This window comes from Natrinema versiforme JCM 10478 (assembly GCF_000337195.1).
Taxonomy (GTDB): Archaea; Halobacteriota; Halobacteria; order Halobacteriales; family Natrialbaceae; genus Natrinema; species Natrinema versiforme.
This window is the reverse complement of the sequence record NZ_AOID01000003.1, coordinates 1-23013: the sequence shown is the minus strand read 5'-3', so window position 1 is coordinate 23013 and position 23013 is coordinate 1. Positions and strand designations below refer to the sequence as shown.

The following is a 23013-nucleotide window of genomic DNA, read 5'->3' as shown; positions in this document are numbered from 1 at the left end:
GTTTTGGTCGCTCCCCGAACAACGGAACCTATGCTCGAGGGTGTGCGAGCGCGGCTGTACGCACTCGCGAGACGACTCCGGCGGCTGGAGCGACGCGAACTCGACGCCGTCCTGCGATGGCTCGAGCACACGGGCAATCTCGTCCACCTCTCGGTGCTGGTGTTCGTCCCGTTGCTGATCGCCGCGGTGACGTGGCTGGCGAACATGACGGCGGCGATTTCGTTTCTGCTGTTTCCACCGCTTGCCTCCGGGACGTATACGCTCTTTGCCGATCCGGAGGGGAAGTACTCGACGCCGTCGAAGTTCGTCGGCGGGATGACCGTCGGCGCGCTCTGTGGCTGGATCGCACTGGCGCTCGCGGCGGCCATCGGATTACGCGCCGGCGGGGTTAACGCGGCCGGTGCCGCCCTCGGGATCTTCTTTACCGGCGTCTGTACGTGGGCGCTCGACCTCGAGGAGCCGACGGCGTTTTCGACCGCCTTGCTCGTCCTCGTGACCGGCAACACGCAACTCGCCTACGTCCTCGGGATCGTCGTCTCGAGTTCGTTCGTCGCGGCGGCCTTCGTTCTCTGGCGGCGGCACTTCTACGAGCAGCGCGCTCGCTACCTCTACCAGACGACCAGCGGTGACGACCACGTGCTTGTCCCGATGTATGACCGTTCGGAGACGGTCGCCCGGTTCGCCGCGTCGATCGCCGGCGCACACGACGCCGGAAAAGTGGTGCTCTTCGACATCGTCGACGACGAAGATGCCGAGGGACAACGTGTCGACGCCGCCGAAAGCGACGGTGAAACGGGCGCGAGCCGCACCGAACGCGCGGCCGGCGACGCCGCGCGCCGTCTCGAGTCGCTGGCGGCCGACCTCGAGAGCGCGTACGACGTTCCCTGCGAGGTCGTCGTCGCGGCCAGCGGCGGCCGCTCGGCGGGGCTCGTCTTGCAGACGGCACGGGAACAGAACTGTGATCTCATCGTCGCGCCGTACGCCGAACGCGAGGACGGCGGCCTCTCGGCGTTCATCACGGGCTTGTTCGACAGCGAGATCGACGTGATCGCGTTCCGGTCGAACGGGATCCGTCGACGGCGGTGGCAGAACAGCCTCGTCGCGGTCCGGGGTGCCGGCGACACCGCTCGTGCGATGCTCGACTTCGCGATTCGGGTGTCCCAGTCCGGCCAGCCGGTCAGCGTCTGTACCTGTATCGACGCCGAGTCACGCCGCCGCACGGCGGAGGCGACCCTCGCGGACCTCGTCGACGCGTTCCCGGGCCCCTTCGAAACCCACGTCGTCACCGCATCCGTCGAATCCTACCTCAGCCGGACCGCGCCCCGCTACGACGTCTGCTTCGTCGGCTCGAGCACCGACCGGTCGGCCGCCTCGCGGTTCGTCTCCCCGCCGACGTTCCGCAAACTCAGCGATCTCGAGGCAGACGTGGCGATCGTCCACCGCGGTCGGCACCGATAGCCGGCGATCGCTGGCGGCCGACGGCCTAGGAGTTGCGGTCGAGTCGTGCTCGGTAGTACTCGGCCCGCGTTCAGAACGAGCCGCGAAGGACCAGTACCGTTCCGACGCCCGCGAGCAACGCGAGTACGACGTTGCCGGTCCGGCGGGCGACGACCGCGACGACGGCCGCGCCGCCCCACTCCGGCGGGCCGCCCGCGAGCAGTTCGGGCGCGAGGATCGAGACGACGAGCACGCCGGGCAGGATCTCGAGCCCCGCTTCGACCCGCGCCGAGACATCGAAGCGGCCGAGGAGCCAGAGCCCGCCGGCCTTCGTCGCGTAGGTAAGCAGCGCCATCGCGAGGATCACCGCGACGACGACCGGCTCGAGGGAGAAGGCGTCACTCACGGCTGTCACCCGCGTCCGTCCGATCTGCACCCTCTCCCGGATCTGCTCGATCCGCCTGCTCTGCGGGCTCCTCGAGGGCGGCCACGCCGACGAGACAGCCGACCCCAGCGCCGACGAGCACGTACCACCGGCCCGGTAGGAGATGCGCGCTCGCGGCCGCGGTGACAGCGGCCACGGCCCACGGCCGCCGTGTTTTCGGCCCCTCCCAGAGGCCGGCAGCGATCGCGACGAAGACGGCGGCGAACACGAAGTCGAGGCCGTATCGTGCGGGATCGCCGATCCCGCTGCCGGCAGTCGCCCCGACCACCGTCGCACCGATCCAGCAAACCCAGATAGCGAGACCGCTACCGAGCAGATACGCGCCCCGCCGACCGCCGTCGGTCAACTCGCGCATCGTCAGCGCCCAGTTCTCGTCGGCGGTGAAGAATGCGCTGCCGTAGGCCGCCCGCGCTGAGAGGTCTTCGAACCAAGGCCGGAGCGCCGCGCCCATCACGACGTACCGGAGGTTCACCAGCAGCGTCGTGAGCAGGACCGCGGCGACCGGAACCGGGTCCGCCCAGAGTTCGACCGCGATCAACTGGGCGGCACCGGCGAGCACCGTCGCGCTCATGAGCGTCGCCTCGGCGGCGCTCAGTCCTGCCTGGGTCGCGAGCACCCCGAAAACGACGCCGTAACTCGCGACACCGAGCGCGATCGGCAGACAGGCGACGAACCCGTCGCGAGCGCCGGCCGCGGAGAACGTGACCGGTTGCTTGCCCGCGGTCGGCCGGTTCTCGTCGTCCCCTACCGGTCGTCGTGACTCATCGGCCATTAGATACCCTCCGGCACGGTGCGCGACCGGCCTCGGCGACCGACCGATCGACGGCTCGGCGACGATTCAATGGTGTCTCGAGCGATTGCGAACTCCGGTGCATCGGTTCTGGTCCGTGGTAGCGGCCCGGAATTACCTAAAATCTCGGAGAAGAGCGTTTCTCTACCGAGACCGAGCAGTCTCCGTCACGTCGGTCCGGTCGCGCGCTTCAGCAGCCGTTCGCCGCGGGCGGTCAGCGCGTATTCACCGTCGTCGCCGGTGACGGCGCTCTCGAGTCGTCGCAGATGGTAGTTGAGTTGGCCGTTGTCCTCGATCGAGACCGCCTCCCGGAGCTCGCCATACCGAATCGGGTGGTCGCGATCGGCAAGGGTGAGCAGGATCTCCAACCGCACCGGACTCGAGAGCAGTTCGAGGTCGTTCGAGACCGCCTCGAGGTCGAGCCCATCGCCATCGCCGTTGTCCTCGTCGCGTTCGATCCGCGAGCGTGATCGACCGGCGGGTCCGTCCGTTGCGGTCCACAGCCACGTTGGTATCGCCATATTGTCCGATTTTCGTGGCAGGGATAAAAACAGTTCCCGGTCCCACGTCGGGGTCGTGCGACGCTGCGGCGCCGGATAGCCGACCTCACTCCCGCTCGAGGATTCGATCGATCAGGCCGCTCTCGTCGCTGCCCAGCGCCGACCGCACCAGCAGGTGGCCCCCGAGCATCGCGGGGCTGATCACGGCGTCAGCGCCGGCCCGCTCGAGTTTCTTGGTGTTCTCGCGGTCGGTCGCGGCGGCGACGATGCGCGTGTTCGGCGCGAGTTCGCGGGCGGTGAGGACGGTCAGGGCGTCCTCAGCGTCGTGGTTCGTGGCGACGAGGATCGCGGCCGCGCGATCGATTTTCGCGCGGCGAAGCGGCTCCTCGTCGCTGGGGTCGCCGGTGACGACGGCGAGGTCGCGGTCGGTCAGAGTCGTCACGGCGTCGCGGTCGTTGGTGACGACGACGAACTGCCGGCCGGCGTCCGCGAGTTCGTCGACGATCGGTTCCGTCAGTTCGCCGTAGCCGAGCACGAGGATGTGCTCGTCGAGGAGTTGGAGTTGTGAGTCGCTCATCTTTCCGAGTGTTTTCGAGATGCGATCTTGGATCACCGGGCCGACGAGCGCCCCGATGGCGATACCGAAACTGGCGACGCCGAGGATGAGTACGGACATCGTAAACAGCATCCCCTGGACCGACCCCGCGTTCGGCGTCACGTCGCCGTAGCCGACCGTACTCGAGGTAATCAGCGTGAAATAGAAGGCGTCGAGGATGGTATTGATCTCGTCGAAGTGATCCCGGAGGGCGTAGCCCCCGATAGTGCCGTACAGCTGGACGCCGACGAGCGCCGCGCCGGCCGCGATCTGGGTCGTGGTCAGCGAGAGCGGTTTGTCGAACCGGCTGCGCGTTAGCAAGAGGGCCGGGATCGAAATGACGGAGAGGACGACCAGTGGGAACGAGTATTGACTCGATTGCAGGAGTCCCTGTGCCGCAGTCACTGGCAGCAACAGCAGCGTCGCCCACCACCCGGCGCGGAGCCCACGCCGGAGGGCGAGTGCACTGCCGACCATCGTAAATCCAGTGAGTGCTCCCGTGAAGGCAGCGGCGCTTTGAATCGCTTCGGGAACGTATTGATGGAGCGGACCGGGGCTGGGATTCCAAATATTGAGAATCGCGGTCGCGACCGAGAGCAGCGCGACGAGCAAGACGAGCACGACGGTCGCTCGCGTCGTCAGCACTCGCCGCCAGTTGTCCGGCAGTCGCGATCGAAGCGACCGGTCGTCGACCATACACAGCGCTGGGCGGCGACGTTAGTTAAACGTCCCCGTCTCGAGTCCGTCCGGACCGGCCGTCGTGGTAGGGATCGAACCCGCTCGGCGAACGACGATCACCGGAACGGGCGAGCGCTGGAACACGGTTTCGGTGACGTCGCCGACGAACAGCTGACTGACCCGTGACCGATCACTACGACTCGAGCGTGCAAAAACCCGTACCTACAGCTGACTGGACGGTTCCGGCCGAAGGACGCGATTATCGGTTCCGCTGTCGGTGCTGATTTAACGATTCCGTCCGACCGACACACAATGCAATCGCTTCCGGTCGATCTGCTGATCGAAGTGCTGCTCGGCCTCTATCTCGGGCTTCTGACCGGCATCGTCCCCGCGTTCGTCGCCGGGTCGCTCGGCTTTCTCGTGCGGTACTTCACCGGCGTCACGCTGCCCGGGTTCGGTGTCGTCGTCCTCGCGCTCTCGATCGCCAGCGTGCAGGGCGGCCTGCTCGGTCTCGTCGAACCCACGATCGCCCAGTCACCGCGGCTACTGATCGCCGTACTGATCGTCCTCATGCTCGCGCTCTACGCCCACAATCAGGGCGACAAACTCGGGGCCGAGTTGCCCCGACGGCTCTCCTTTACCCGGCTCCGACAGCGGACCCTCTCGGCCGACGTCGTCGAACTCGTCGGTTCGGTCGGCCAAGTCACCGTCCGCCCGACCGGCGAAATCCACGATATGGAGGGCTATCCGCCGCTGTCTCCCGATCTCCGGCAAGCGCTCAAGGCCGGCTCGTGGCGACTCCCCGCCGACCTCCCCCTCTCGGAACTCGCGTCCCGCCTCGAGGAGCGGCTGCGAACGGAACACGACCTCGCGGATATCGACATCACGGTCGACGAACAGGCGCGGGCGACCATCGTGGCGGCACCGCCGTCCGGGAGACTCTCCCGACGGGTATCGATGGGACAGCGCGCCGTCTCGGTCGCGACGCTCGTTCCGACGGGGCTGGCCCGCGGGGACGAGGTGACCGTCCGAACCGGCGAGCGCTCGATCACCGGACGGGTGCTGAGCGCTCGGACCGACGTCGACGACGAACGCGCCGCGGCCGCCAGCCCGGCCCCGCCCGAAACGGACGAGATCGCGACCGACGGCGGCGAAGACGAGGAGACGATCGCCCCGGCATCGAGGGCGAACGCGGCGACGGCCGGCGGGCCGGGACGCGTGACCCTCGCCGTCGCCAGACGGGACGTCAAGCCCGTCCTCGAGGCCGACTCGCCGCGGCTCGTCGTGCGGTCTCGCGGCACGAGCGGCGAGTTCGAGGCGCTCGCGCTGGTCAAACGCGAAGGGTACGCCATCCGCCGATTCACCGTCGGCGCGGCCGGCGCGGACGACGAGACCGCGTCGGCGGCGGCCGTGACGATCCTCGCGGTGCGACGACAGGGCAGCGAGACGGGCGGCCGCCGCCACGGCTGGGTGTTCGGCCCCGGCATCGAGCGGCGACTCGAGGCGGGCGACGAGGCGTTCGTCGCGGGGCCGGAGGACGCCACCGAAGCGTTCACGGAGGCGATCGCACGATGACGCTCGCCGTGATCGACGCTCGCGCTGAGGACACGACCGGGGGTGATCGCTCGTGGTAGCCATTCGTGTCGCACAAGTGGTCTCGTCCGAACTGCTCTCGTCCGAGACGTTGCTGGAAGCGGTCGTCGGGATCCTCGGATTCGCACTGCTCGCGGCCGGTGCGGGCGTCGGCGTGGCGTTTGCCTACCGCTGGTACAGCGCCGAGGAGGTCCCCGAGGGCGTCGCGGTCCTCTTCGGCGTCGCGATGGTCGCGATCTGGCTGAACACCCAATCCGCCCTGCAACAGGCGATTCTCGGCGATACGCCGCTGACCGATCCCAGTACCGCGATATACACCGTCGCTGCGTTCACCGCCAGCGCGGTCGCCGCCGACGGCGGCCGGCGGCTGGGCGACTTCCTCGCCCGGGACGTGTTCGTGGTCGCCACGCCGCGGACGATCACCGAAGTCTCCCAACTCGTCCGCTCGGCCGGTCGCGTCGTCAGCGTCGAACTGCCCGAGGAGATCGGCGACATCGACGGCTACGACGCCGTCGAGGAATCGGTGAAAGCCGAACTCGCGGGCCAGACGTTCCGCTTCCCGCGCCGGCTCACCGCCGACCAACTCCGCGAGCGACTGATCGCCCGCCTCGAGCGCGATTACGGGATCGGCCACGTCGACGCGGACCTCACCGCGGACGGGACCGTCGAGTACCTCGCGGTGGGGAGCCGGCCGGCGGGGATCGGGCCGACGCTCGCGCCGGGCACCGTCGCCGTCGCCCTGACCGGCGACCCCGCGGCGGACGCCAGCCCGGGCGATGCGGTCCGCATCTGGGCGCGCGACGACGAGGACGGCACCGCTCGGCGGGTCGCCGGCGGCGAACTGCGCGCGACCGCCGCCGATATCGCGACGGTCGCCCTCGACGCCGAGGACGCCCGCGACCTCGAGCCCGAGCGGGAGTACCGGCTCGTGACCCTGCCGGGCAGCCCCGACGCCGAACGGGATCTCGTCTCCCTGCTCCGGACGGCCGACGAGACGGTGACGACCGTCTCCGTCGGGACTGACGATCAACTCGCGGGGCTGTCGGTCGACTCGCTACCGGTCTTGGTGCTCGCTCTCGAGCGCGATCCAGACAGCAGTGACGGCGGTGACGGCGATGGCGGCGATGGCGGTGACAAGTACCTGCCGCTGCCGGCCGGCAGCGAGCGACTCGCGGCCGGCGACATCGCCTACGTACTCGGTCGGCCCGACGCACTGCGGCGGGTGACCGAACGGACGCTAGTCGAGGCGAGCGATCAGAGCGACGAGCAGGAGCGAGCGCGGGAGACGGTCGCCGGCGGGCAGGACGATCGCGAACCGGAACGGCCACAGGAGCGGTAGCTACTTGCCGCCGGCACCGATAGCGCCACGTATGCCTACGGAGTGGAAACTGTTCGCCGACCTCGCCGAACGCGCTGGCGACAAACACGTGACCGTCGACGCCGGGGCCGGCGACACCGTCGGCGACGCCTTCGAGGCGCTGCTCGAGGCGGCACCCGAACTCGAGGGCCGCGTGCTCGAAGACGGCGAGTTGCGATCGCAGATCAACGTGTTGCGCAACGGGACGAACGTGCTGGTCGAAGAGGAGGGCCTCGCAACGGAACTCGAGGACGGCGACGAACTGGCGCTGTTTCCGCCGGTCAGCGGCGGGTAGCGCCCGATTCGAAATGAATCGTGGCACCGGCCCCTTTGACACCGTCCCGTCACTTCCCGCTGAGATCGATCCCTAACACGAAATCGGGTTCCTCGGCGATTTCGACGCCCGCGTAGGGCGCGTCGGTGACGTGTCTGGGCGTTTCGGGGATCAGCACCCGCGTCTCGTCGGCCCCGCAGTCGGCCGCGTCGCGAGCGATCGCGGCGAACAGCGAGCGGGCGGCGTCGACGTCTTCCCACGCGCCGAGGCCGTACTCGGCCCACGTCTCGGTCTGCGGGTCAGCGTCCGATTCGTCCTCGCTCGAGTCGTCATCCTCGACCGGCCGCTCGTAGGTTCGCGATCGGTAGGCAGTTCCCGCGAGTCCGGTCTCACCTTCGACCGCGAAGACGGCCGTCTCGTCGGCCAGCCGATCGAAATCGGCTCGAGCGAGTTCCCTGACGGCCCACGACTCTTCGGGTGCGAGAGCGAGTCCCGAGAGGTACTCCCGGGCGTCGCTGTGGGTCCAGTACCGCCACGCCGCCGCGGGATCGCTCGAGACCGCGTGTGACGCCGACCCGTCGGCGTCCGGGTCGGGGTCGGGGTGGGCGAAGCGAAACTCGGTGATCGGCTCGTAGCCGCTGGTCCGCGCCGCGCCGAAGGAGGCCGCGTTCCACGAGAAGATCATCACGCGGCCGACCGTCGCGCCCCGCTCGCGGGCCCACTCGAAGGTCGCCTCGTTCAGCCGGTGGCTCACCCCCTGCCGGCGATAGTCGGCCGCGACGCGCATGCTCTGGAACCACGCCTCGTCGTCGGTGAGCAACACGCCCTGGACGATCCCCGCGGCCTCGCCGTCGACCTCCGCGAGGAAGGTCTTCTTGCCCTGTCCGGGTTCGTCCTCGAGCCAGTCGTGGTAGACCCGCGGGATGTAGTCACCGCCGCGCTCGGGCCAGATGTCGCTCGTGAAGGCGGCGACGGCCTCGTAATCGTCGTGGGTCGCGCGGCGGATTTCGATGGCGGGGTCGGCGTCCGAATCGGGTGACATATAGATCGAACACTGACATCTCACGCGATCGTGCCCGAAAGACCTTCGCAGGCTCGAGGGGGAGTTGCCCGCTGCGGTGGCGCGCGCTGGAACGCGGTGAGCCACCGGCGAACCGCGTTCTGATCCCGTGCGAGGGATGAGCGGACGAACGGAGTGAGAGAGCGAATCGGTTGGGGAGGGCGTGGCCTTCCGTGTTGCCACGATAGCAGAACGCCTTCCGCTATTTCTATTCGAGACAGCGTTTCGAACGTTTAGAGAGGAAAACCGACTTCGCAACCGGAGTCCGCCGTCACTCCCACGGAACCGACCGCTCCTGAATCTCGCCGGCAAGCGAGGTTCCCATCGCCTCTTCGACGTCCTCGCTGTTCTCGAGTGCCCACATCAGTTTCACCTTCGCCGTTCCCGGGAGCGTGTCGCCGCCCTCGATCACGCCGGCCTCGAGCAGGTCCCGACCGGTGTCGTAGACCCGGTCACAGACCCGGCCCTCGAGACACTGGCTGGTCATGACGACCGTCGTCCCGTCCGCGATGAGCTCTTCGATCCGGGGGATCAGATCGGTGTGGACGTGGCCGAGGCCGGTGCCCTCGATGATCAGCCCTTCCGACCCCTCGACGACGTCGAGGAACGCGGGGTCCATTCCGGGCGTGAACTTGAGGAGTTCGACGTCGCTCTCGAGTGCGGGTGCGGTCTTGAGGTCGGTCTCGCCGCGTTCCTGATACTCGCGCCGGAAGCTGACCTCCTCGGTCTCGTAGTCGACCTCGCCGAGCGGTGCCGCGCCGACGGTCTCGAACGCGTCCCGGCGGGAGGTGTGGTTCTTCCGCACGCGCGTGCCGCGGTGGAGCGCACAGTCGTCGTCGGATTCGGAGGCGTGCATACAGACCAGCACCTCCGCGCAGTCGCTTTTGGCGGCCTCGACGGCCGAGACGGCGTTCATCACGTTGTCCGAAGACGGCCGGTCCGCCGAGCGCTGCGAGCCGGTAAAGACGATCGGCACCGGCGTCTCGAGCATAAAGGAGAGCGCAGAGGCGGAGTACTGCATCGTGTCGGTGCCGTGCATGACGACGACGCCGTCGGCACCGGCCTCGATCTCCTCGGCCACCGCGTCGGCGAGGTCCTGCCAGAGCGGCGGCTCCATGTTCTCGGAGAGGATATTGGCGACGACGCGCCCGCGGTAGTTCGCCCGCCCCGCGAGGTCGGGCACCGCGCGGAGCACGTCCTCGGCGTCGAACTGGGCCGTCACCGCGCCGGTGCGGTAGTCGACCGTCGAGGCGATGGTGCCGCCGGTCGAGATCAGCGAAATCGTCGGCAGGTCGTCGTCGAACTCGATCTCCGAGCCGGCGTCGTCCCCCGCCGCGTCGGTGCCGTCGATCCGGTAGACGTCCTCCGCGAGGACCTCCACGTCGGCTCCCTCTCGATCGACGCCGACGTTATAGCCGCCCTCGAGTTTCACCACGAGGTGATCGTCCGTGCTCGAGGGAAGCAACACGCCTTCGTAGGTGCGGTCCGCGCGATCGACGCGGACGCGGTCGCCTGGGTTCATGCGTTGGCGTTGCGCGGCGTCGGACTTGAAGGCACGCTTTCGATCCAACAGCAAACGTGACTCGTTCGATCGCGTGAATGCGTCTTCGGCAACAACGCGAAAGCCCCTGCGTCGCTTCAGTCCCACCCGGCCGTGGATCGACGAGCGGGCCGTCACTCAAGCGAAGTATAAACGCCGAACTACTCGAGAACTACCGTCGCCGTCAGGAACTGCTTTTGTCGACGTGATACCACGTCCCGTCCCACGAGAGGCCGTACTCGAGCAGCGATTTGAGGGTGAGCACACCGAAGGCGGGATAGAGCAGCGGCGCGAGGACGACGCTCCACCGGAGGCCGTCGATCTGGCCGTCGCGGGCGTCGCGCCACGCGACGAGGCCGATGGTCGCGATGAGCGCCAAGGAGGGAATCAGGAACGCCGATTCGACGCCCAGAACGAGCAACAGGAGGAGCTTTGAGGTGAGCGCGAGCGTGAACAGACACCCGAGCAGGCTCGAGCACATCCGGCCGATCGAGATGACTCCGCGGCGGTCGACCTGTCCGCCCAGTGCCTCGAGAAGCGTCGCGTGGAGGACTTCGATCTGGCCGACGCGCCAGCGCTTGCGCTGGCCCCAGAGGTCGCGCAGGGTGTGGGGGGCCTCCATCGTGTTCGTACACTGGCGAGCCTGTCTCACGTCGAGGCCTTCGCGATAACAGCTGTGGGCGAAATCGAGGTCCTCGGTGAGCATGTCGTCGTAGCCGTCGACGCGCTCGAAGGCCTCGCGGGTGAGAACCGTCGAGGAACTCCGGCAGTTCGCGAACCCGGAGAGTTCGACCAGCTTGTAGCTCGCGTGGAAGACCGCGCGTTCGCAGTACGCGACCGTCTCGATGACGCCGGTCGGTCGCGGAATCCGACGGCCCTGAAAGACGTCCGCGCCGTCGAGTACCGCGCCCATCGCTCGCGGGAGGAACTCGGGTGTGACCCGCTCGTCGGCATCGAAGACCGCGACATGCTCGGCGTCGGTCTCGCGGACGGCGTCATTGATCGCGCCCGCCTTCGAGCCCGGATTCCCGTTAATCAGACACTCGACCCGCTCGTGAGCGCTCGCGAGTTCGCGGGCCCGCTCGAGGGTCGCGTCGTCGTTCGGCTCGGCGACGATGACGACCTCGAGGTTCTCGTAGGCGCTTTCACAGAGGCTCGCGACGCTTTCGTCCATCAGCGCGTGATCGCGGTAGACCGGCACGATTGCCGTCAGCCGCGGGCCGTCGGTCACCGGGTCGATGACGTCTCGGGAGGTCCACACCTCGCGGACCAGCAGCAGTCCGGTGATCGCGACGAAACACGTGAAGACGGCCATCGACGACAGCGCGTCGAGGAACACCACCTGCACAGTCACCACGAGCAAGTCGAGGGAGTACTGCTGGATCTCCCGTCCCTGTGTAAACCCAAACAGCAGCAGGGAGAGCACACCGACGACGGTGGCTCCGTGTTCGACGGCTCGAGACGCTGTCGAAATCATTGCCGGTGGGTTCCGGTCGGCGTGTTATCAACATTGCCCATATAGACGGCGAGTCCAGCGCGGACAGCACACCTTCTTGGCGTCACGAATGCGAGCGGGAGACAGCGGCGGTTCCGGTCGATCGGACGGGAGCAGCTGGAGACACGGGCGAGAGCAACGAACAGCCGAGGAAACGTCGCCGAACGCAACAAATAAACCGCCGACTGAGTACATACGTGATATGCAAATCGAGCCGCAAGCGTTCGACCGGGTTCTCTCCTCGATGTGTACGGAACCCCACCCGGCGGCGCGCGACGCGGCCGAACGGTTTCTCGCGACGAACCCCGGCGATCCTGGCACCTACCCGAACGTCGCGGCCCTCGAGGACGACGCGATCGCGCTGTTGAGCGAGATCGCGGGCCTCGACGATCCGGCGGGCTATATCACGAGCGGCGGCACCGAGGCGAACATTCAAGCCGTCAGAATCGCCCGCGAGCGGGCGGACAGTCGGACGCCGAACGTCGTCATGCCCGAATCGGGCCACTTCAGTTTCCAGAAGGCCGCCGACCTGCTCGGCGTCGACCTCCGAATCATCCCGACCGACGACCGGCAGCGGGCCGATCTCTCGGCCGTCCGCGCCGCCGTCGACGACGACACCGCGCTGGTGATCGGCGTCGCGGGGACCACCGAGTACGGCCGCGTCGACCCGATTCCGGATCTCGCCGAGATCGCCCACTCGGTCGACGCCATGTGTCACGTCGACGCCGCGTGGGGCGGCTTCGTCCTCCCCTTTACCGACTACGAGTGGAACTTCGCCCACGCCGCGATCGACACGATGGCGATCGACCCCCACAAGATGGGGCAGGCCGCGGTGCCCGCGGGAGGACTGCTCGTCCGCGATTCCGCCCTGCTGGACGAACTCGCCGTCGACACGCCCTACCTCGAGTCGACCTCGCAGGCGACGCTGACCGGAACCCGCTCCGGGGCCGGCGTCGCGAGCGCCGTCGCCGCGATGGAAGAGCTGTGGCCCGGCGGCTACCGCCGCCAGTACGCCCGCTCGAAGAACAACGCCGAATGGCTCGCTGACGCCTTGGAAAAACGCGGCTACGAGGTCGCCGACCCGACCTTGCCGCTGGTCGCGGCCGACGTGCCGCGGTCGACGTTCGACGCGCTGCGGGCCGAGGGGTGGCGAATTTCCAGAACCGCTACGGGCGAGTTACGGGTTGTCTGCATGCCCCACGTCACCCGCGAGATGCTGGCTTCCTTTATTGGGGATCTCGACCGACTCGAGGTGCGTGCGAGCGTGCCTATCACGAGCGACGATTAGACCTGCTGCCGCCCGTGTGCGACGATTCGCTGCGTTCCCGAGGGTCTCGAATGATGACTGGTCTCGCTCGAGTCGGAAACCCACGAACGCGTGACGAGAGCCGTCAGGCGGGCGATCGAAACCGGCGGGTTTTACGCCCGCGAGCGCAACGTGACGACCATGAGCCACGAGGACTTTCCGACGGAGAATCCCGCCGTCGTGACCTGTGGGTTGCCCTACGCCAACGGCGACCTCCACATCGGCCACCTGCGGGGGTATATCGGCGCGGACGCGTTCAGCCGCGCACTCGAGACGCTGGGACAGGAGACGGCCTACGTCTGCGGGTCGGACATGCACGGCACCCCGGTCGCCGTCAACGCCGAACAGCAGGGCGTCGATCCCGCGGACTTCGCGCTGGACTGGCACGAGCAGTACGAAGAGACGTTCCCGAAGTTCAACGTCGACTTCGATAACTACGGCCACACGCACGACGAGACGAACACCGAGTTGACCCAGGAGATCGTCCGGACGCTGGACGACGAGGGCTACATATACGAAAAGGAGATTCAGGTTGCCTACGACCCCGACGCCGACCAGTATCTTCCGGACCGCTACGTCGAGGGAACCTGTCCGTACTGCGGCGAGAAAGCCCGCGGCGACGAGTGCGACGAGGGCTGTCAGCGCCACTTAGAGCCGGGCGAGGTCGAGGACCCAACGAGTACGATCACGGGCAACCCGGCCGAATACCGCGAGCGGACCCACAAGTTCTTCGAGGTCTCGGAGTTTTCGGACTTCCTGACCGAGTTCCTCGACGGGCTCGAGGGCACCTCGAACGCGCGCAACCAGCCCCGGCAGTGGATCGAAGACGGGCTACAGGACTGGTGTATCACGCGAGACATGGACTGGGGGATCGATTACCCTAACGGGGACGACGACACTGAGGGCGACGACCTCGTCCTCTACGTCTGGGTCGACGCGCCGGTCGAGTACATCTCGAGTACGAAGCAGTACTCCGAGCGCGTCGGCAAAGACGAGTACGACTGGGAGCAGGTCTGGAAGGGGGACGTCTCCGCGAGCGAAGCGAGCGGAGGCTCGGAAGCGCACGGCTCTTCCGGTGGCGAAATTATGCACGTCATCGGCCGGGACATCATCCAGCACCACACGATCTTCTGGCCCGCCATGCTCGAGGGGGCAGGCTACAACAAGCCGCGCGGGATCGCCGCGACCGGCTTCATCACGATCAACGGCAAGGGGCTCTCGACCAGCCGGAACCGCGCGATCTGGGCCAAGGAGTACCTAGACGAGGGCTTCCACCCCGATCTGCTGCGATACTACCTGACCACGACCGGTGGCCTCCAGCAGGACGTCGACTTCTCGTGGGACGCCTTCCAGGAGAAGGTCAACGGCGAACTCGTCGGCACCGTCGGCAACTTCTGGTACCGCTCGCTGCTCTTCGCCTACCGCAACTACGAGGGCACGCCCGACACGGACATCTCCGCAGAGGTCGAGGAACGCATCGAGGGAGCCATCGGCGACGTTCGCGAGAACGTCAACGACTACTCCATGCGTGGGGTCGGAGGGGCCGCGACGCAACTCGCGCAGTTCGGCAACGAGTACATCCAGCGCAACGAGCCGTGGAAGCTCACCGACGACGAACCCGAAGAAGCCGCGCAGGTCATCCGCGACTGCGTCCAGATCGCCAAAGCCGTCGGCGTCCTGCTCGAGCCGATCGCCCCCGACAAGGCCCAGGCCCTGTGGGAGCAACTCGGCGAGGACGGCGAGATTGCTGACGCCCACCTCGAGGACGCCCTCGAGGCCCCGCCGCGAACCTTCGACGAGCCCGGCGAACTCTTCGGCAAGATCGAGGACGAGCGCGTCGAAGAACTCACCGAAAAGCTCGAGGAACGAGTCGCGGCTGCCTCGGACGACGGCGAGGAATCCGACGACGGCGACGCGGAAACCGAAAGCGACGACACCGACGCGGACGAATCCGAGCGCATGGCAGACACGGACGACCTCGAGCCGCTGCTCGAGGACCGGATCGGATTCGAGGACTTCCAGGAACTGGACATTCGCGTCGGCCGGATCGAATCGGCCGAGGGTATCGAAGGCGCGGACGATCTCGCGAAACTCGCGGTCGACATCGGCTTCGAGACGCGACAGGTGGTCGCGGGGATCAAGCAACTCCACGATCTCGACGAACTGCCCGGAACGAAATGCGTGCTGCTCGCGAACATGGAACCCGCGGAACTGTTCGGCGTCGAGTCGAACGGTATGATTCTCGCGGCCGGCGAGGAAGCTGACCTGCTGACGACACACGGCGACGCGGCCCTCGGCGAGAAGATCAAGTAACGGTCATCGCTCGAGGCCGAGAGCGCGTTTTGGATAGTTCGAATTGGAGGTTTTATCGCCAATCCGAACCCATTAGAACAACGTTTTGGACGTAGTCCCCCCCCCCCCGAATGTGCATTAAAAACAACTCCAAATAGATATATGTAGCCGCGGATCAGGTATCAGACTGTGTTCCCCGGTAGCGTCTCACACTTCGACGATCGACCGGTTTTGCGCCACACGGTCGCGCCGATCGGTGCGTTCGTCGCGGTCGTCGTCGCAGGGGTCGCGGGCCTCGCGGCCCTCGGGAACGTCGGCCCCGTGGAGGCGGCGTTCTGGCTGGTCGATCTGACGAGCATCGATCTCCACTTTCAGGACCATGCAGGTCCCGAACGGGCGACCAAGGCCTACGCCGTGCTGGTGACGGCCGCGCTCGTCCTCTCGGGGCTGTGGATCGGCGAAACGGTCGTCACCGAGCTGTTCGGGGGACGGATCTCTACGGAGGTATCACGAGCAACGATGCAACGACGAATCGACAACAGCGACGATCACGTGATCGTCTGTGGCTACGGCATGTTCGGACGGACGATCGCCAACCGGCTCGCCGAGGCGGATCGACGGGTAGTCGTCATCGAAATCGACGACGACAATGCGGAGCGCGCCCGCGAGGACGGGCATCTGCTCGTCGAGGGCGACGCCAGACGCGAGCGGGTGCTGCGGTCGGCCGGGGTCGACCGGGCGACGAAACTCGTCGCCGCGATCGACGACTCGAACGTCAACATCCAGATCGCGATCGTCAGCGGAACGGCGACGTCGACGCCCGAAATCCTCGTCCGCGTCGGCGAGGAGATGTACGAGCCCGTCGCGCGGGAGGCCGGTGCCGACGAGGTGATCATCCCCGAAGTCCTCAGCGGCGAGCGCGTGACCCGCCTGCTCGAGCGGCCGGCGGATCGCCACCCAGCGGACTGACTCGAGGGCAAGCGCACGTCCGCTCGGTCCGCCGCGGGTGACACTCGATGAGTACTCGCGGGCGAGTAAGTGACCATCTTTTAGGGCGTGCTGGCGCTAGCTCCCGCCATGAGAAACGCGAAAATCGTCAGTACGCTGGGGCCGGCGACGAACGACCGGGAGACGATCCGGGACCTCGCCGCGGCCGGGATGTCCGTCGCACGGCTGAACGCGAGCCACGGCAGCCCGTCGGATCGCGCGGCGTTGATCGATCGCGTTCGCGCGGTCGACGAGGAGCGGGCCGAGCCCGTCGCGATCATGCTCGACACGAAAGGGCCGGAGATTCGGACCGCACCGCTGCCGGAGGGCGAAACGGTGACTCTCGAGACGGGCTCGGAAATCCGGTTCGTCGAGGGCGAGGAGGCGACATCGGAGACGGTCGGCCTCTCGGTGTCGGTCACTGCGGTCGGGCCCGGCGACCGAATCCTGCTCGACGACGGCCTGATCGAGACGACCGTCCTCGAACACGACGGCGACGCGATTCGGGCGCGGGTCGACACCGGCGGCGAGCTGGGCGGTCGCAAGGGCGTCAACGTCCCCGGCGTCGAACTCGATCTCGATGTCGTCACGGAAAAGGACCGCAAAGATCTCGAGCTGGCCGCCGAGAAGGAGGTCGACTTCGTCGCGGCGAGTTTCGTCCGGGACGCCGAGGACGTCTACGAGGTCGGCGAGGTCTTGGAAGAGGCGGGTGCGGACATCCCGATCATCGCGAAGATCGAACGCGCCGGCGCGGTCGAGAACTTAGACGAGATTATCGACGCCGCCTACGGCGTGATGGTGGCCCGCGGCGACCTCGGCGTGGAGTGTCCGATGGAGGACGTCCCGATGATCCAAAAGCGGATCATCCGCAAGTGCCGCGAGGCCGGGCGGCCGGTCATCACGGCGACGGAGATGCTCGACTCGATGGTCCACGCCCGGCGGCCGACGCGCGCGGAGGCCTCCGACGTCGCAAACGCCGTCCTCGACGGCACCGACGCGGTCATGCTGTCGGCCGAGACCGCGGTCGGCGACCACCCCATCGCCGTCGTCGACGCGATGGACAGCATCATCCGCGAGGTCGAGGGCTCCGAGGAGTACGCCGAGTTGCTCGAGCAGCGCGTGCCGGCGTCGGGCGAGGCGCGGACGGACGCGTTGGCTCGGTCGGCACGATTCCTCGCACGGGACATCGGCGCGGACGCGGTCGTCGCCGCGACGGAGTCCGGCTACACGGCGCTGAAGACGGCGAAGTACCGCCCCGGCGTGCCGGTCGTCGCCTCGACGCCGAGTCAGGCGGTGCGCCGCCAGCTCGCGTTGACGTGGGGCGTGACGCCGCTGTACGCGCCCGTCTCGGATCAGGGTGCCGACGCCGTCGTCGAGAAGGCCGTCCAGGCCGCCCTCGACGCCGGGATCGCCGAGAGCGGGGATACCGTGGTCGTCCTCTGTGGCATGATGACAGACCTCGAGGGGTCGAACACGACGAACATGCTGAAGGTCCACGTCGCCGCCGACGCGCTGACGACCGGACAGGTCGTCGTCGAGGGGCGGGCGACCGGGCCGGTCGTCCACGTGAGCGATGGCGACCTCTCGGACATCCCGGAGGGGGCGATCCTCGCCCTCCCCGCGGATTTCGACGAGGAGTTTACGGGCGATACGAGCCGGATCGGTGGCATCATCAACGCCGAGCGGGGGATGACCGGCTACCCGGCGCTGGTCGCACGCGAGTTGGAGATACCGATGATCAGCGACGCGGACGGCACGGATATCGCGGCCGGCGAGGTCGTCACGGTCGACGCCGAACGCGGCGTCGTCTACGGCGGCGATATCAGCGACCGCACCGTGCGGCGCTGACCCGGTCCTGACGGCCGCCCGCGATCGGACCGCGGGTTTTTGACGGCGGATCCATTAGGAGGGCGTATGGCAGACGACCCGTCCGGAAACGACACCACCGACCGATGGGGCGAGCCGTCGGCGACGGACCCGGACGCCGAACCGACGACCGAGGCGAGCGAGACGAACGAGGGCGACTCGAGCGACGGCGACTGGGATCGAATCCCGCTGGATCTCTCCGACTCGAGCGACGAGTCGGACGACGAAGCGGCGACGGACGACGACGAATACGCGCCCGAAGCCAGTTCGACGCCGATCGAGTCCGGCGATCCCGACCTCGAGAACGCACTGTTCGTCGTCTTGGGGGCGATCGCGATGGTGCTCGTGCTCGTGCGACTGCTCTCGGTTCCGCTCTGATGAGAGGCGGCCGACTCGCTCGAGCCCCGTCGCGTTCGACCCCGACCGATTCGTAGAACCATGCGCGTTCGAAGCTACATTTATGACGGCGAGACCGCCCCGGCACACGTCGACGCCGTCCTCGAGGCACTGTCGGCCCGCGAGGAGTCGGTCGACCGGCTGGACGTCAGCGCGGCGGCCGACCGGGACGACGCGGTCCGAGAGGCGATGTTGCGGGTCCGCGAGTCGGTGCGGATCGGCACAAGTCCCGACGGGATCTATGACGAAGATGGAACCCCCGACTTTTCGGCCGGCGTGCTCATCGCACAGGAGCCGACCGGCCGTCGCTCCCTTTTCGTCGGCGAGGAGGCGCTCGAGGCGCTGGTCGACGACGCTGCAACTGAGACCGGAGACGGGACTGCGGGCGGGGCCGACGCCGACGAGCGGTAATCGAGGCGACCGCGGGCCGTGACGGCCGGCCCGTCGCGCCCGCGATCCGTCGCGCTTTTGATTCGCCAGCCCTGAGAACGGTCCAAGCGAATGGCCCGGTATCACATCGAAACGTACGGCTGTACGTCGAATCGCGGGGAGAGCCGTGAGATCGAGCGACGGCTCCGCGATGCGGGTCACTACCGGGTCGACGGGGCCGAGGAGGCGGACGTCGCCATCCTCAACACCTGTACCGTCGTCGAGAAGACCGAGCGGAACATGCTTCGCCGAGCCGAGGAACTGGCCGACGAGACGGCCGATCTCTTCATCACGGGCTGTATGGCCCTGGCCCAGGGCGAGGAGTTCGCGCAGGCAGACGTCGACGGGCAGGTCCTCCACTGGGACGAGGTCCCCGAAGCGGTCACCAACGGCGAGTGTCCGACGACGACGCCCGACGCCGAGCCGATCCTCGACGGGGTCGTCGGCATCCTCCCGATCGCGCGGGGCTGTATGTCCGACTGCTCGTACTGCATCACCAAGCAGGCCACGGGCAAGATCGACTCCCCGTCGATCGTGGAAAACGTCGCAAAGGCCCGCGCCCTGATCCACGCGGGCGCAAAGGAGATCCGCATCACCGGCCAGGACACCGGCGTCTACGGCTGGGACGAGGGCGAGCGCAAGCTCCACCGCCTGCTCGAGGAGATCTGCGAGATCGAGGGCGACTTCCGCGTGCGGGTGGGGATGGCCAACCCGAAGGGGGTCCACGGCATCCGCGAGGAGTTGGCCGACGTCTTCGCAGAATACGACGAACTCTACGACTTCCTGCACGCGCCGGTCCAGTCCGGTAGCGACGACGTGCTCGGGGACATGCGCCGCCAGCATCAGGTCGAGGAGTACCTCGAGGTCGTCGAGACCTTCGATTCGGCCCTCGATTACTGGACGCTGTCGACGGACTTCATCGTCGGCTTCCCGACCGAGACCGACCACGACCACGCCCAGTCGATGGCGCTGCTCCGCGAAACCCGCCCGGAGAAGATCAACGTCACCCGATTCTCGAAGCGGCCCGGCACCGACGCCGCCGAGCTGAAGGGCCTGGGCGGGACGATCAAGAAGGAGCGCTCGAAGGAGATGAGCGAAGTCAAACGCGAGATCGTCGCCGACGCCTACGCGGACATGGTCGGCGAAACTCGCGAGGACGTCCTGGTCGTCGAGGACGGCACCGCCGATTCGGTAAAGTGCCGCGACTCGGCCTATCGACAGATTATCGTCCAGAACGCGAGCGACCACGGCATCGAGCCCGGCGATTTCGTCGACCTCGAGGTGACGGCTCACGAGACGATGTACGCGTTCGGAAAACCGGTTTGACATCCTCCTCTGCCTGAAGGCGGAGGAATCCCGAGCGTTGGGATATTAGGGTTTGCAGTCTCCCTGTTCTCTCGTTTTGAACGACCCGCTCTCGCGGTCGAACAGGAAGACTCCGGGCTGTGCCAACCAGCCGTTACTCATATCCCCTGTCGGGGGACTCTGAGTTATCTTTCGCCGGATGTTCACTGCACCGTTCACGTCCGCGTTCATCGTCGTTTCACAGGACTTGCAGACGTACAGACCACGCTCCACGCGGTTCACATCTCGAATCTGTCCGCAGCACGAACACGTCTTGCTGGTGTTTTCCTCGTCTACGCGGTCAACGAGAATACCGTATTCCTCCGCCTTGTATTCGAGCAGACGGGCAAATCTGTCGAATTCCCATCCGTGCAACTTCTTGTTCCCCGACTCACCCCAATTCCGCGAGTCGCCGTTCTCGTCTTCGCGGATGTCGCTGAGGTCTCCAACTGCTATCTCCGCCACGCCCTCTTCGACACAGCGTTGAACAGTGTGTTTTGAGAGGGTGTGGAGGAAGTGGTCTTTGCGTCGGGAAAGTTTCCGGCGAGCCTTCAACGCTCGCTTCGACGGTCCGTTCTCGCCTTCGGTCTGGTACTCCTCGCGGGTGAAGTAGTGCTTGTCCTCTTTCAACACGTTCCCCGGATACAACTCCGAGGAGCCGTCCTCGTAGTCGATGGCGAGGTAGTTGCTGATACCGAGGTCGATGCCCGCCGTGTTGTCACCCGGTGCGTCTTCGACTGGAATCTCTTTCTTGCAGATGATGTGTAGTTCCCACTCGTCGCCGTTCCAGACGCCACGCACCTGTTGGATGTTCTCGATTTCTACGTCGGGGCGGGTTTCATACTCTGCGAGGATGAAGTCAGACCGCGACTCTTTCAGGTTGAATCCTTTCGAGAGACGGAGTTGACCGTGTTTGTCGTCGTGCTTGATGCCTTTCTGCTTCCACGTGACGGTGGAGCGGGGGTGGTCGTCGCCACGTTTCCTGTAGCCGGGTGGGTTGTTGCCGTCGTCGGAGTTGTACCAGCCGGTGAATGCTTCAGCAAGTTCTTCGAGAACTCGCTGACTTGACTGAGAATGCAGGTCACTGTAGCGTTCGTGGTCTTTCAACTCCGATTTCAGTTCGGCTTCGTCAGGTATCTCACCGTCCTCATCCCATCGGCCTTGGATATAGTAGCGTCCGACGTTCCACAGTTTCGATGCTGCGAATCCGCACTGGTCGAGGTCGTCACGAACCTGCGTGTGGTTCGTGATGCGTGCGACGTAGGTGCGGGTTGTCTCCAGCATCGTACTGTTTCCATAACTAGTTATGGATCAGAGTCTATTAAAAGCTGTGTTTGGCATGGAATATCCGGTATTGTTAGTGTCTGTAGAATGTGTCACTGAGTGACGACACGTATCCACGGCCTTCAGGCCGTGGTATTGCGCCTGTTCCGCGTATAACCGCCCGGAACGAAAGCATACGGGCCGATCCCCAGTCAGCGGGAACGGGCGGCGACAGCAAAGTATACGCCGAGTGTAGCAGCATACATGAGCGACGGAACCGAGCAACCGCGCCCGTGTCCGCGGCTGGGACAGGACGGCGAGCTGGGGTGTACTCCCCGCCGCGTCATGGATCTGCTCGCCGACGACGACGCTCGAGCGGTGTATCTGTACGCCGAGGAGCCGGCGACGGTCAGCGAAATCGCCGAGGCGGTCGACCTCCCGCAGTCGACGGCGTATAGAAAAGTCGAGAACCTCCGGGAGGCCGGACTCCTCTCGCGGCTCAACGATCGATCGCGGACCGGGACCCCGGCCCACTACGTCCAGGCCATGGATCACGTGTCGGTGACCTACGACGACCCGCTGCGGATCGAGTGCGAGTGCAACGGGCGACCGCTATACTGTGAACCCTAACGCCGTCTCCCGGCGGCGACCGACCGTCGCCCGAGTCCGCAGCCGCCTCCCCGTCGACTACTCGAACACGACCGCGCTGTCCTCGTCGGGGACGGTCGCCCCGTCTTGGGCGGCGAAGGCCTCGTGGACGTGGTCGTAGGTCGCCTCCAGGGCCTCGACGATCACCGTCGTGTCGCTGAGGACGGGCATGAAGTTGGTGTCGCCCTGCCATCGCGGGACGACGTGGGTGTGGAGATGGTCGTCGATCGAGCCGCCGGCCCCGTCACCGAGGTTCAAGCCGGCGTTGAAGCCGTCCGGCTCGAGGGCGGCCGCGAGCGCGTCGAACGTCCGCTGTTTCAATCGGGCGTGATCGAGCAGGACGTCGTCGTCGAGAGTGGTGTAATCGCCGGTGTGGACGTGTGGAATCACCATCACGTGGCCCGGGTTATACGGGTAGTTGTTCAACATGACGAACGCGTGTTCGCTCCGCGCGACGATCAGGTGCTCCCGGTCGTCGCCCAGGTCGGGCAGTTCACAGAACACGCAGTCCTCGATGTCGGGATTTCCCTCGTCGCGTCGGATCCACTCGATGCGCCACGGTGCGAAGACCTGTTCCATACCCGATGCCACTCGAGCGCGACCTAAAGCGTTTCAGTCCGCCAGTATGGCGGTGTTCAGATAAGGTTGAAGAAGTGAGACGTGGCGTTTTCAAAGTGTTCTATGCCCGAAAACGCACGCCTCAGTCATAGTATCGGCC

21 protein-coding genes and 1 pseudogene are annotated in these 23013 nt (G+C 66.6%); 12 read left to right on the top strand and 10 right to left on the bottom strand.

The genetic code is table 11. The annotated features are described in order from the left end of the window. The first annotated feature begins 30 nt into the window (after nt 1–30). On the top strand, nt 31–1458 hold the full coding sequence (locus tag C489_RS00440; RefSeq protein WP_006429101.1) for a universal stress protein: 1428 nt from the start codon (nt 31–33) through the stop codon (nt 1456–1458). Nucleotides 1459–1528: 70 nt separating this feature from the next. On the opposite strand, the gene C489_RS00435 is transcribed toward C489_RS00440, so the two are convergent. The 5 genes and pseudogenes from C489_RS00435 to C489_RS20565 form a co-directional block, all read right to left on the bottom strand. Next, entirely contained in the window at nt 1529–1843 is a 315-nt protein-coding gene (locus tag C489_RS00435) for an AzlD family protein (protein WP_006429100.1), read from the bottom strand. Further along, nucleotides 1836–2654: an AzlC family ABC transporter permease gene (locus C489_RS00430; protein WP_006429099.1), complete on the bottom strand. Its 819-nt coding sequence runs from the start codon at nt 2652–2654 to the stop codon at nt 1836–1838. The genes C489_RS00435 and C489_RS00430 overlap by 8 nt, the downstream gene beginning before the upstream one ends. Before the next feature lie 185 nt (nt 2655–2839). Then, nucleotides 2840–3193: a winged helix-turn-helix domain-containing protein gene (locus C489_RS00425; protein WP_006429098.1), complete on the bottom strand. Its 354-nt coding sequence runs from the start codon at nt 3191–3193 to the stop codon at nt 2840–2842. 85 nt (nt 3194–3278) lie between these two features. Next, nucleotides 3279–4463, bottom strand: coding sequence for an NAD-binding protein (locus C489_RS00420; protein WP_006429097.1), 1185 nt, complete (start codon nt 4461–4463; stop codon nt 3279–3281). 21 nt (nt 4464–4484) lie between these two features. After that, nucleotides 4485–4628 (bottom strand): annotated as a pseudogene (locus tag C489_RS20565) (hypothetical protein); the annotation flags it as partial. A gap of 129 nt (nt 4629–4757) precedes the next feature. Here C489_RS20565 and C489_RS00415 point away from each other — a divergent pair. The 3 genes from C489_RS00415 to C489_RS00405 all read left to right on the top strand — a co-directional run bounded on the left by C489_RS00415 (nt 4758) and on the right by C489_RS00405 (nt 7690). After that, nucleotides 4758–6020: a hypothetical protein gene (locus C489_RS00415; RefSeq protein WP_006429096.1), complete on the top strand. Its 1263-nt coding sequence runs from the start codon at nt 4758–4760 to the stop codon at nt 6018–6020. A 61-nt stretch (nt 6021–6081) separates the two neighbouring features. Continuing rightward, nucleotides 6082–7377 (top strand): potassium transporter TrkA, encoded by a 1296-nt coding sequence (locus C489_RS00410; protein WP_193364766.1) that lies wholly within the window; start codon nt 6082–6084, stop codon nt 7375–7377. Between the two features lie 31 nt (nt 7378–7408). Continuing rightward, nucleotides 7409–7690, top strand: coding sequence for a ubiquitin-like small modifier protein 1 (locus C489_RS00405; protein ID WP_006429094.1), 282 nt, complete (start codon nt 7409–7411; stop codon nt 7688–7690). Nucleotides 7691–7739: 49 nt separating this feature from the next. Here the strand turns inward: C489_RS00405 and C489_RS00400 are convergent, their stop codons facing one another. From C489_RS00400 to C489_RS00390, 3 genes are all read right to left on the bottom strand, one after another. Then, nucleotides 7740–8711: a GNAT family N-acetyltransferase gene (locus C489_RS00400; protein WP_006429093.1), complete on the bottom strand. Its 972-nt coding sequence runs from the start codon at nt 8709–8711 to the stop codon at nt 7740–7742. A 289-nt stretch (nt 8712–9000) separates the two neighbouring features. Next, nucleotides 9001–10251 carry a Glu-tRNA(Gln) amidotransferase subunit GatD gene (gene gatD / locus C489_RS00395; RefSeq protein WP_006429092.1) on the bottom strand — a complete coding sequence of 417 codons (1251 nt, stop codon included), beginning with the start codon at nt 10249–10251 and terminating at the stop codon, nt 9001–9003. Nucleotides 10252–10453: 202 nt separating this feature from the next. Next, nucleotides 10454–11746 carry a glycosyltransferase gene (locus C489_RS00390; RefSeq protein WP_006429091.1) on the bottom strand — a complete coding sequence of 431 codons (1293 nt, stop codon included), beginning with the start codon at nt 11744–11746 and terminating at the stop codon, nt 10454–10456. Between the two features lie 220 nt (nt 11747–11966). Between C489_RS00390 and mfnA the strand changes: the two genes are divergently transcribed. The 7 genes from mfnA (at nt 11967) to C489_RS00355 (ending at nt 20366) form a co-directional block, all read left to right on the top strand. After that, complete coding sequence (gene mfnA, locus C489_RS00385) at nt 11967–13052, top strand: tyrosine decarboxylase MfnA (RefSeq protein WP_006429090.1); 1086 nt, start codon at nt 11967–11969, stop codon at nt 13050–13052. Between the two features lie 159 nt (nt 13053–13211). Next, nucleotides 13212–15383, top strand: coding sequence for a methionine--tRNA ligase (gene metG, locus C489_RS00380; protein WP_006429089.1), 2172 nt, complete (start codon nt 13212–13214; stop codon nt 15381–15383). A 168-nt stretch (nt 15384–15551) separates the two neighbouring features. After that, nucleotides 15552–16331 (top strand): potassium channel family protein, encoded by a 780-nt coding sequence (locus C489_RS00375; protein WP_049890470.1) that lies wholly within the window; start codon nt 15552–15554, stop codon nt 16329–16331. 108 nt (nt 16332–16439) lie between these two features. Further along, entirely contained in the window at nt 16440–18197 is a 1758-nt protein-coding gene (pyk, locus tag C489_RS00370) for a pyruvate kinase (protein ID WP_006429087.1), read from the top strand. 66 nt (nt 18198–18263) lie between these two features. Then, nucleotides 18264–18593, top strand: coding sequence for a DUF7312 domain-containing protein (locus C489_RS00365; protein WP_006429086.1), 330 nt, complete (start codon nt 18264–18266; stop codon nt 18591–18593). Nucleotides 18594–18653: 60 nt separating this feature from the next. Next, nucleotides 18654–19022: a hypothetical protein gene (locus tag C489_RS00360; protein WP_006429085.1), complete on the top strand. Its 369-nt coding sequence runs from the start codon at nt 18654–18656 to the stop codon at nt 19020–19022. A 90-nt stretch (nt 19023–19112) separates the two neighbouring features. Then, nucleotides 19113–20366 carry a tRNA (N(6)-L-threonylcarbamoyladenosine(37)-C(2))-methylthiotransferase gene (locus C489_RS00355; RefSeq protein ID WP_006429084.1) on the top strand — a complete coding sequence of 418 codons (1254 nt, stop codon included), beginning with the start codon at nt 19113–19115 and terminating at the stop codon, nt 20364–20366. Nucleotides 20367–20411: 45 nt separating this feature from the next. Here C489_RS00355 and C489_RS00350 read toward each other — a convergent pair whose 3' ends face one another. After that, nucleotides 20412–21668: an RNA-guided endonuclease InsQ/TnpB family protein gene (locus C489_RS00350; protein WP_006429083.1), complete on the bottom strand. Its 1257-nt coding sequence runs from the start codon at nt 21666–21668 to the stop codon at nt 20412–20414. Nucleotides 21669–21911: 243 nt separating this feature from the next. Between C489_RS00350 and C489_RS00345 the strand changes: the two genes are divergently transcribed. Further along, nucleotides 21912–22277: a winged helix-turn-helix domain-containing protein gene (locus C489_RS00345; RefSeq protein ID WP_006429082.1), complete on the top strand. Its 366-nt coding sequence runs from the start codon at nt 21912–21914 to the stop codon at nt 22275–22277. A 57-nt stretch (nt 22278–22334) separates the two neighbouring features. Here C489_RS00345 and C489_RS00340 read toward each other — a convergent pair whose 3' ends face one another. Further along, nucleotides 22335–22874: an HIT family protein gene (locus tag C489_RS00340; protein WP_006429081.1), complete on the bottom strand. Its 540-nt coding sequence runs from the start codon at nt 22872–22874 to the stop codon at nt 22335–22337. Nucleotides 22875–23013: the final 139 nt, after the last annotated feature.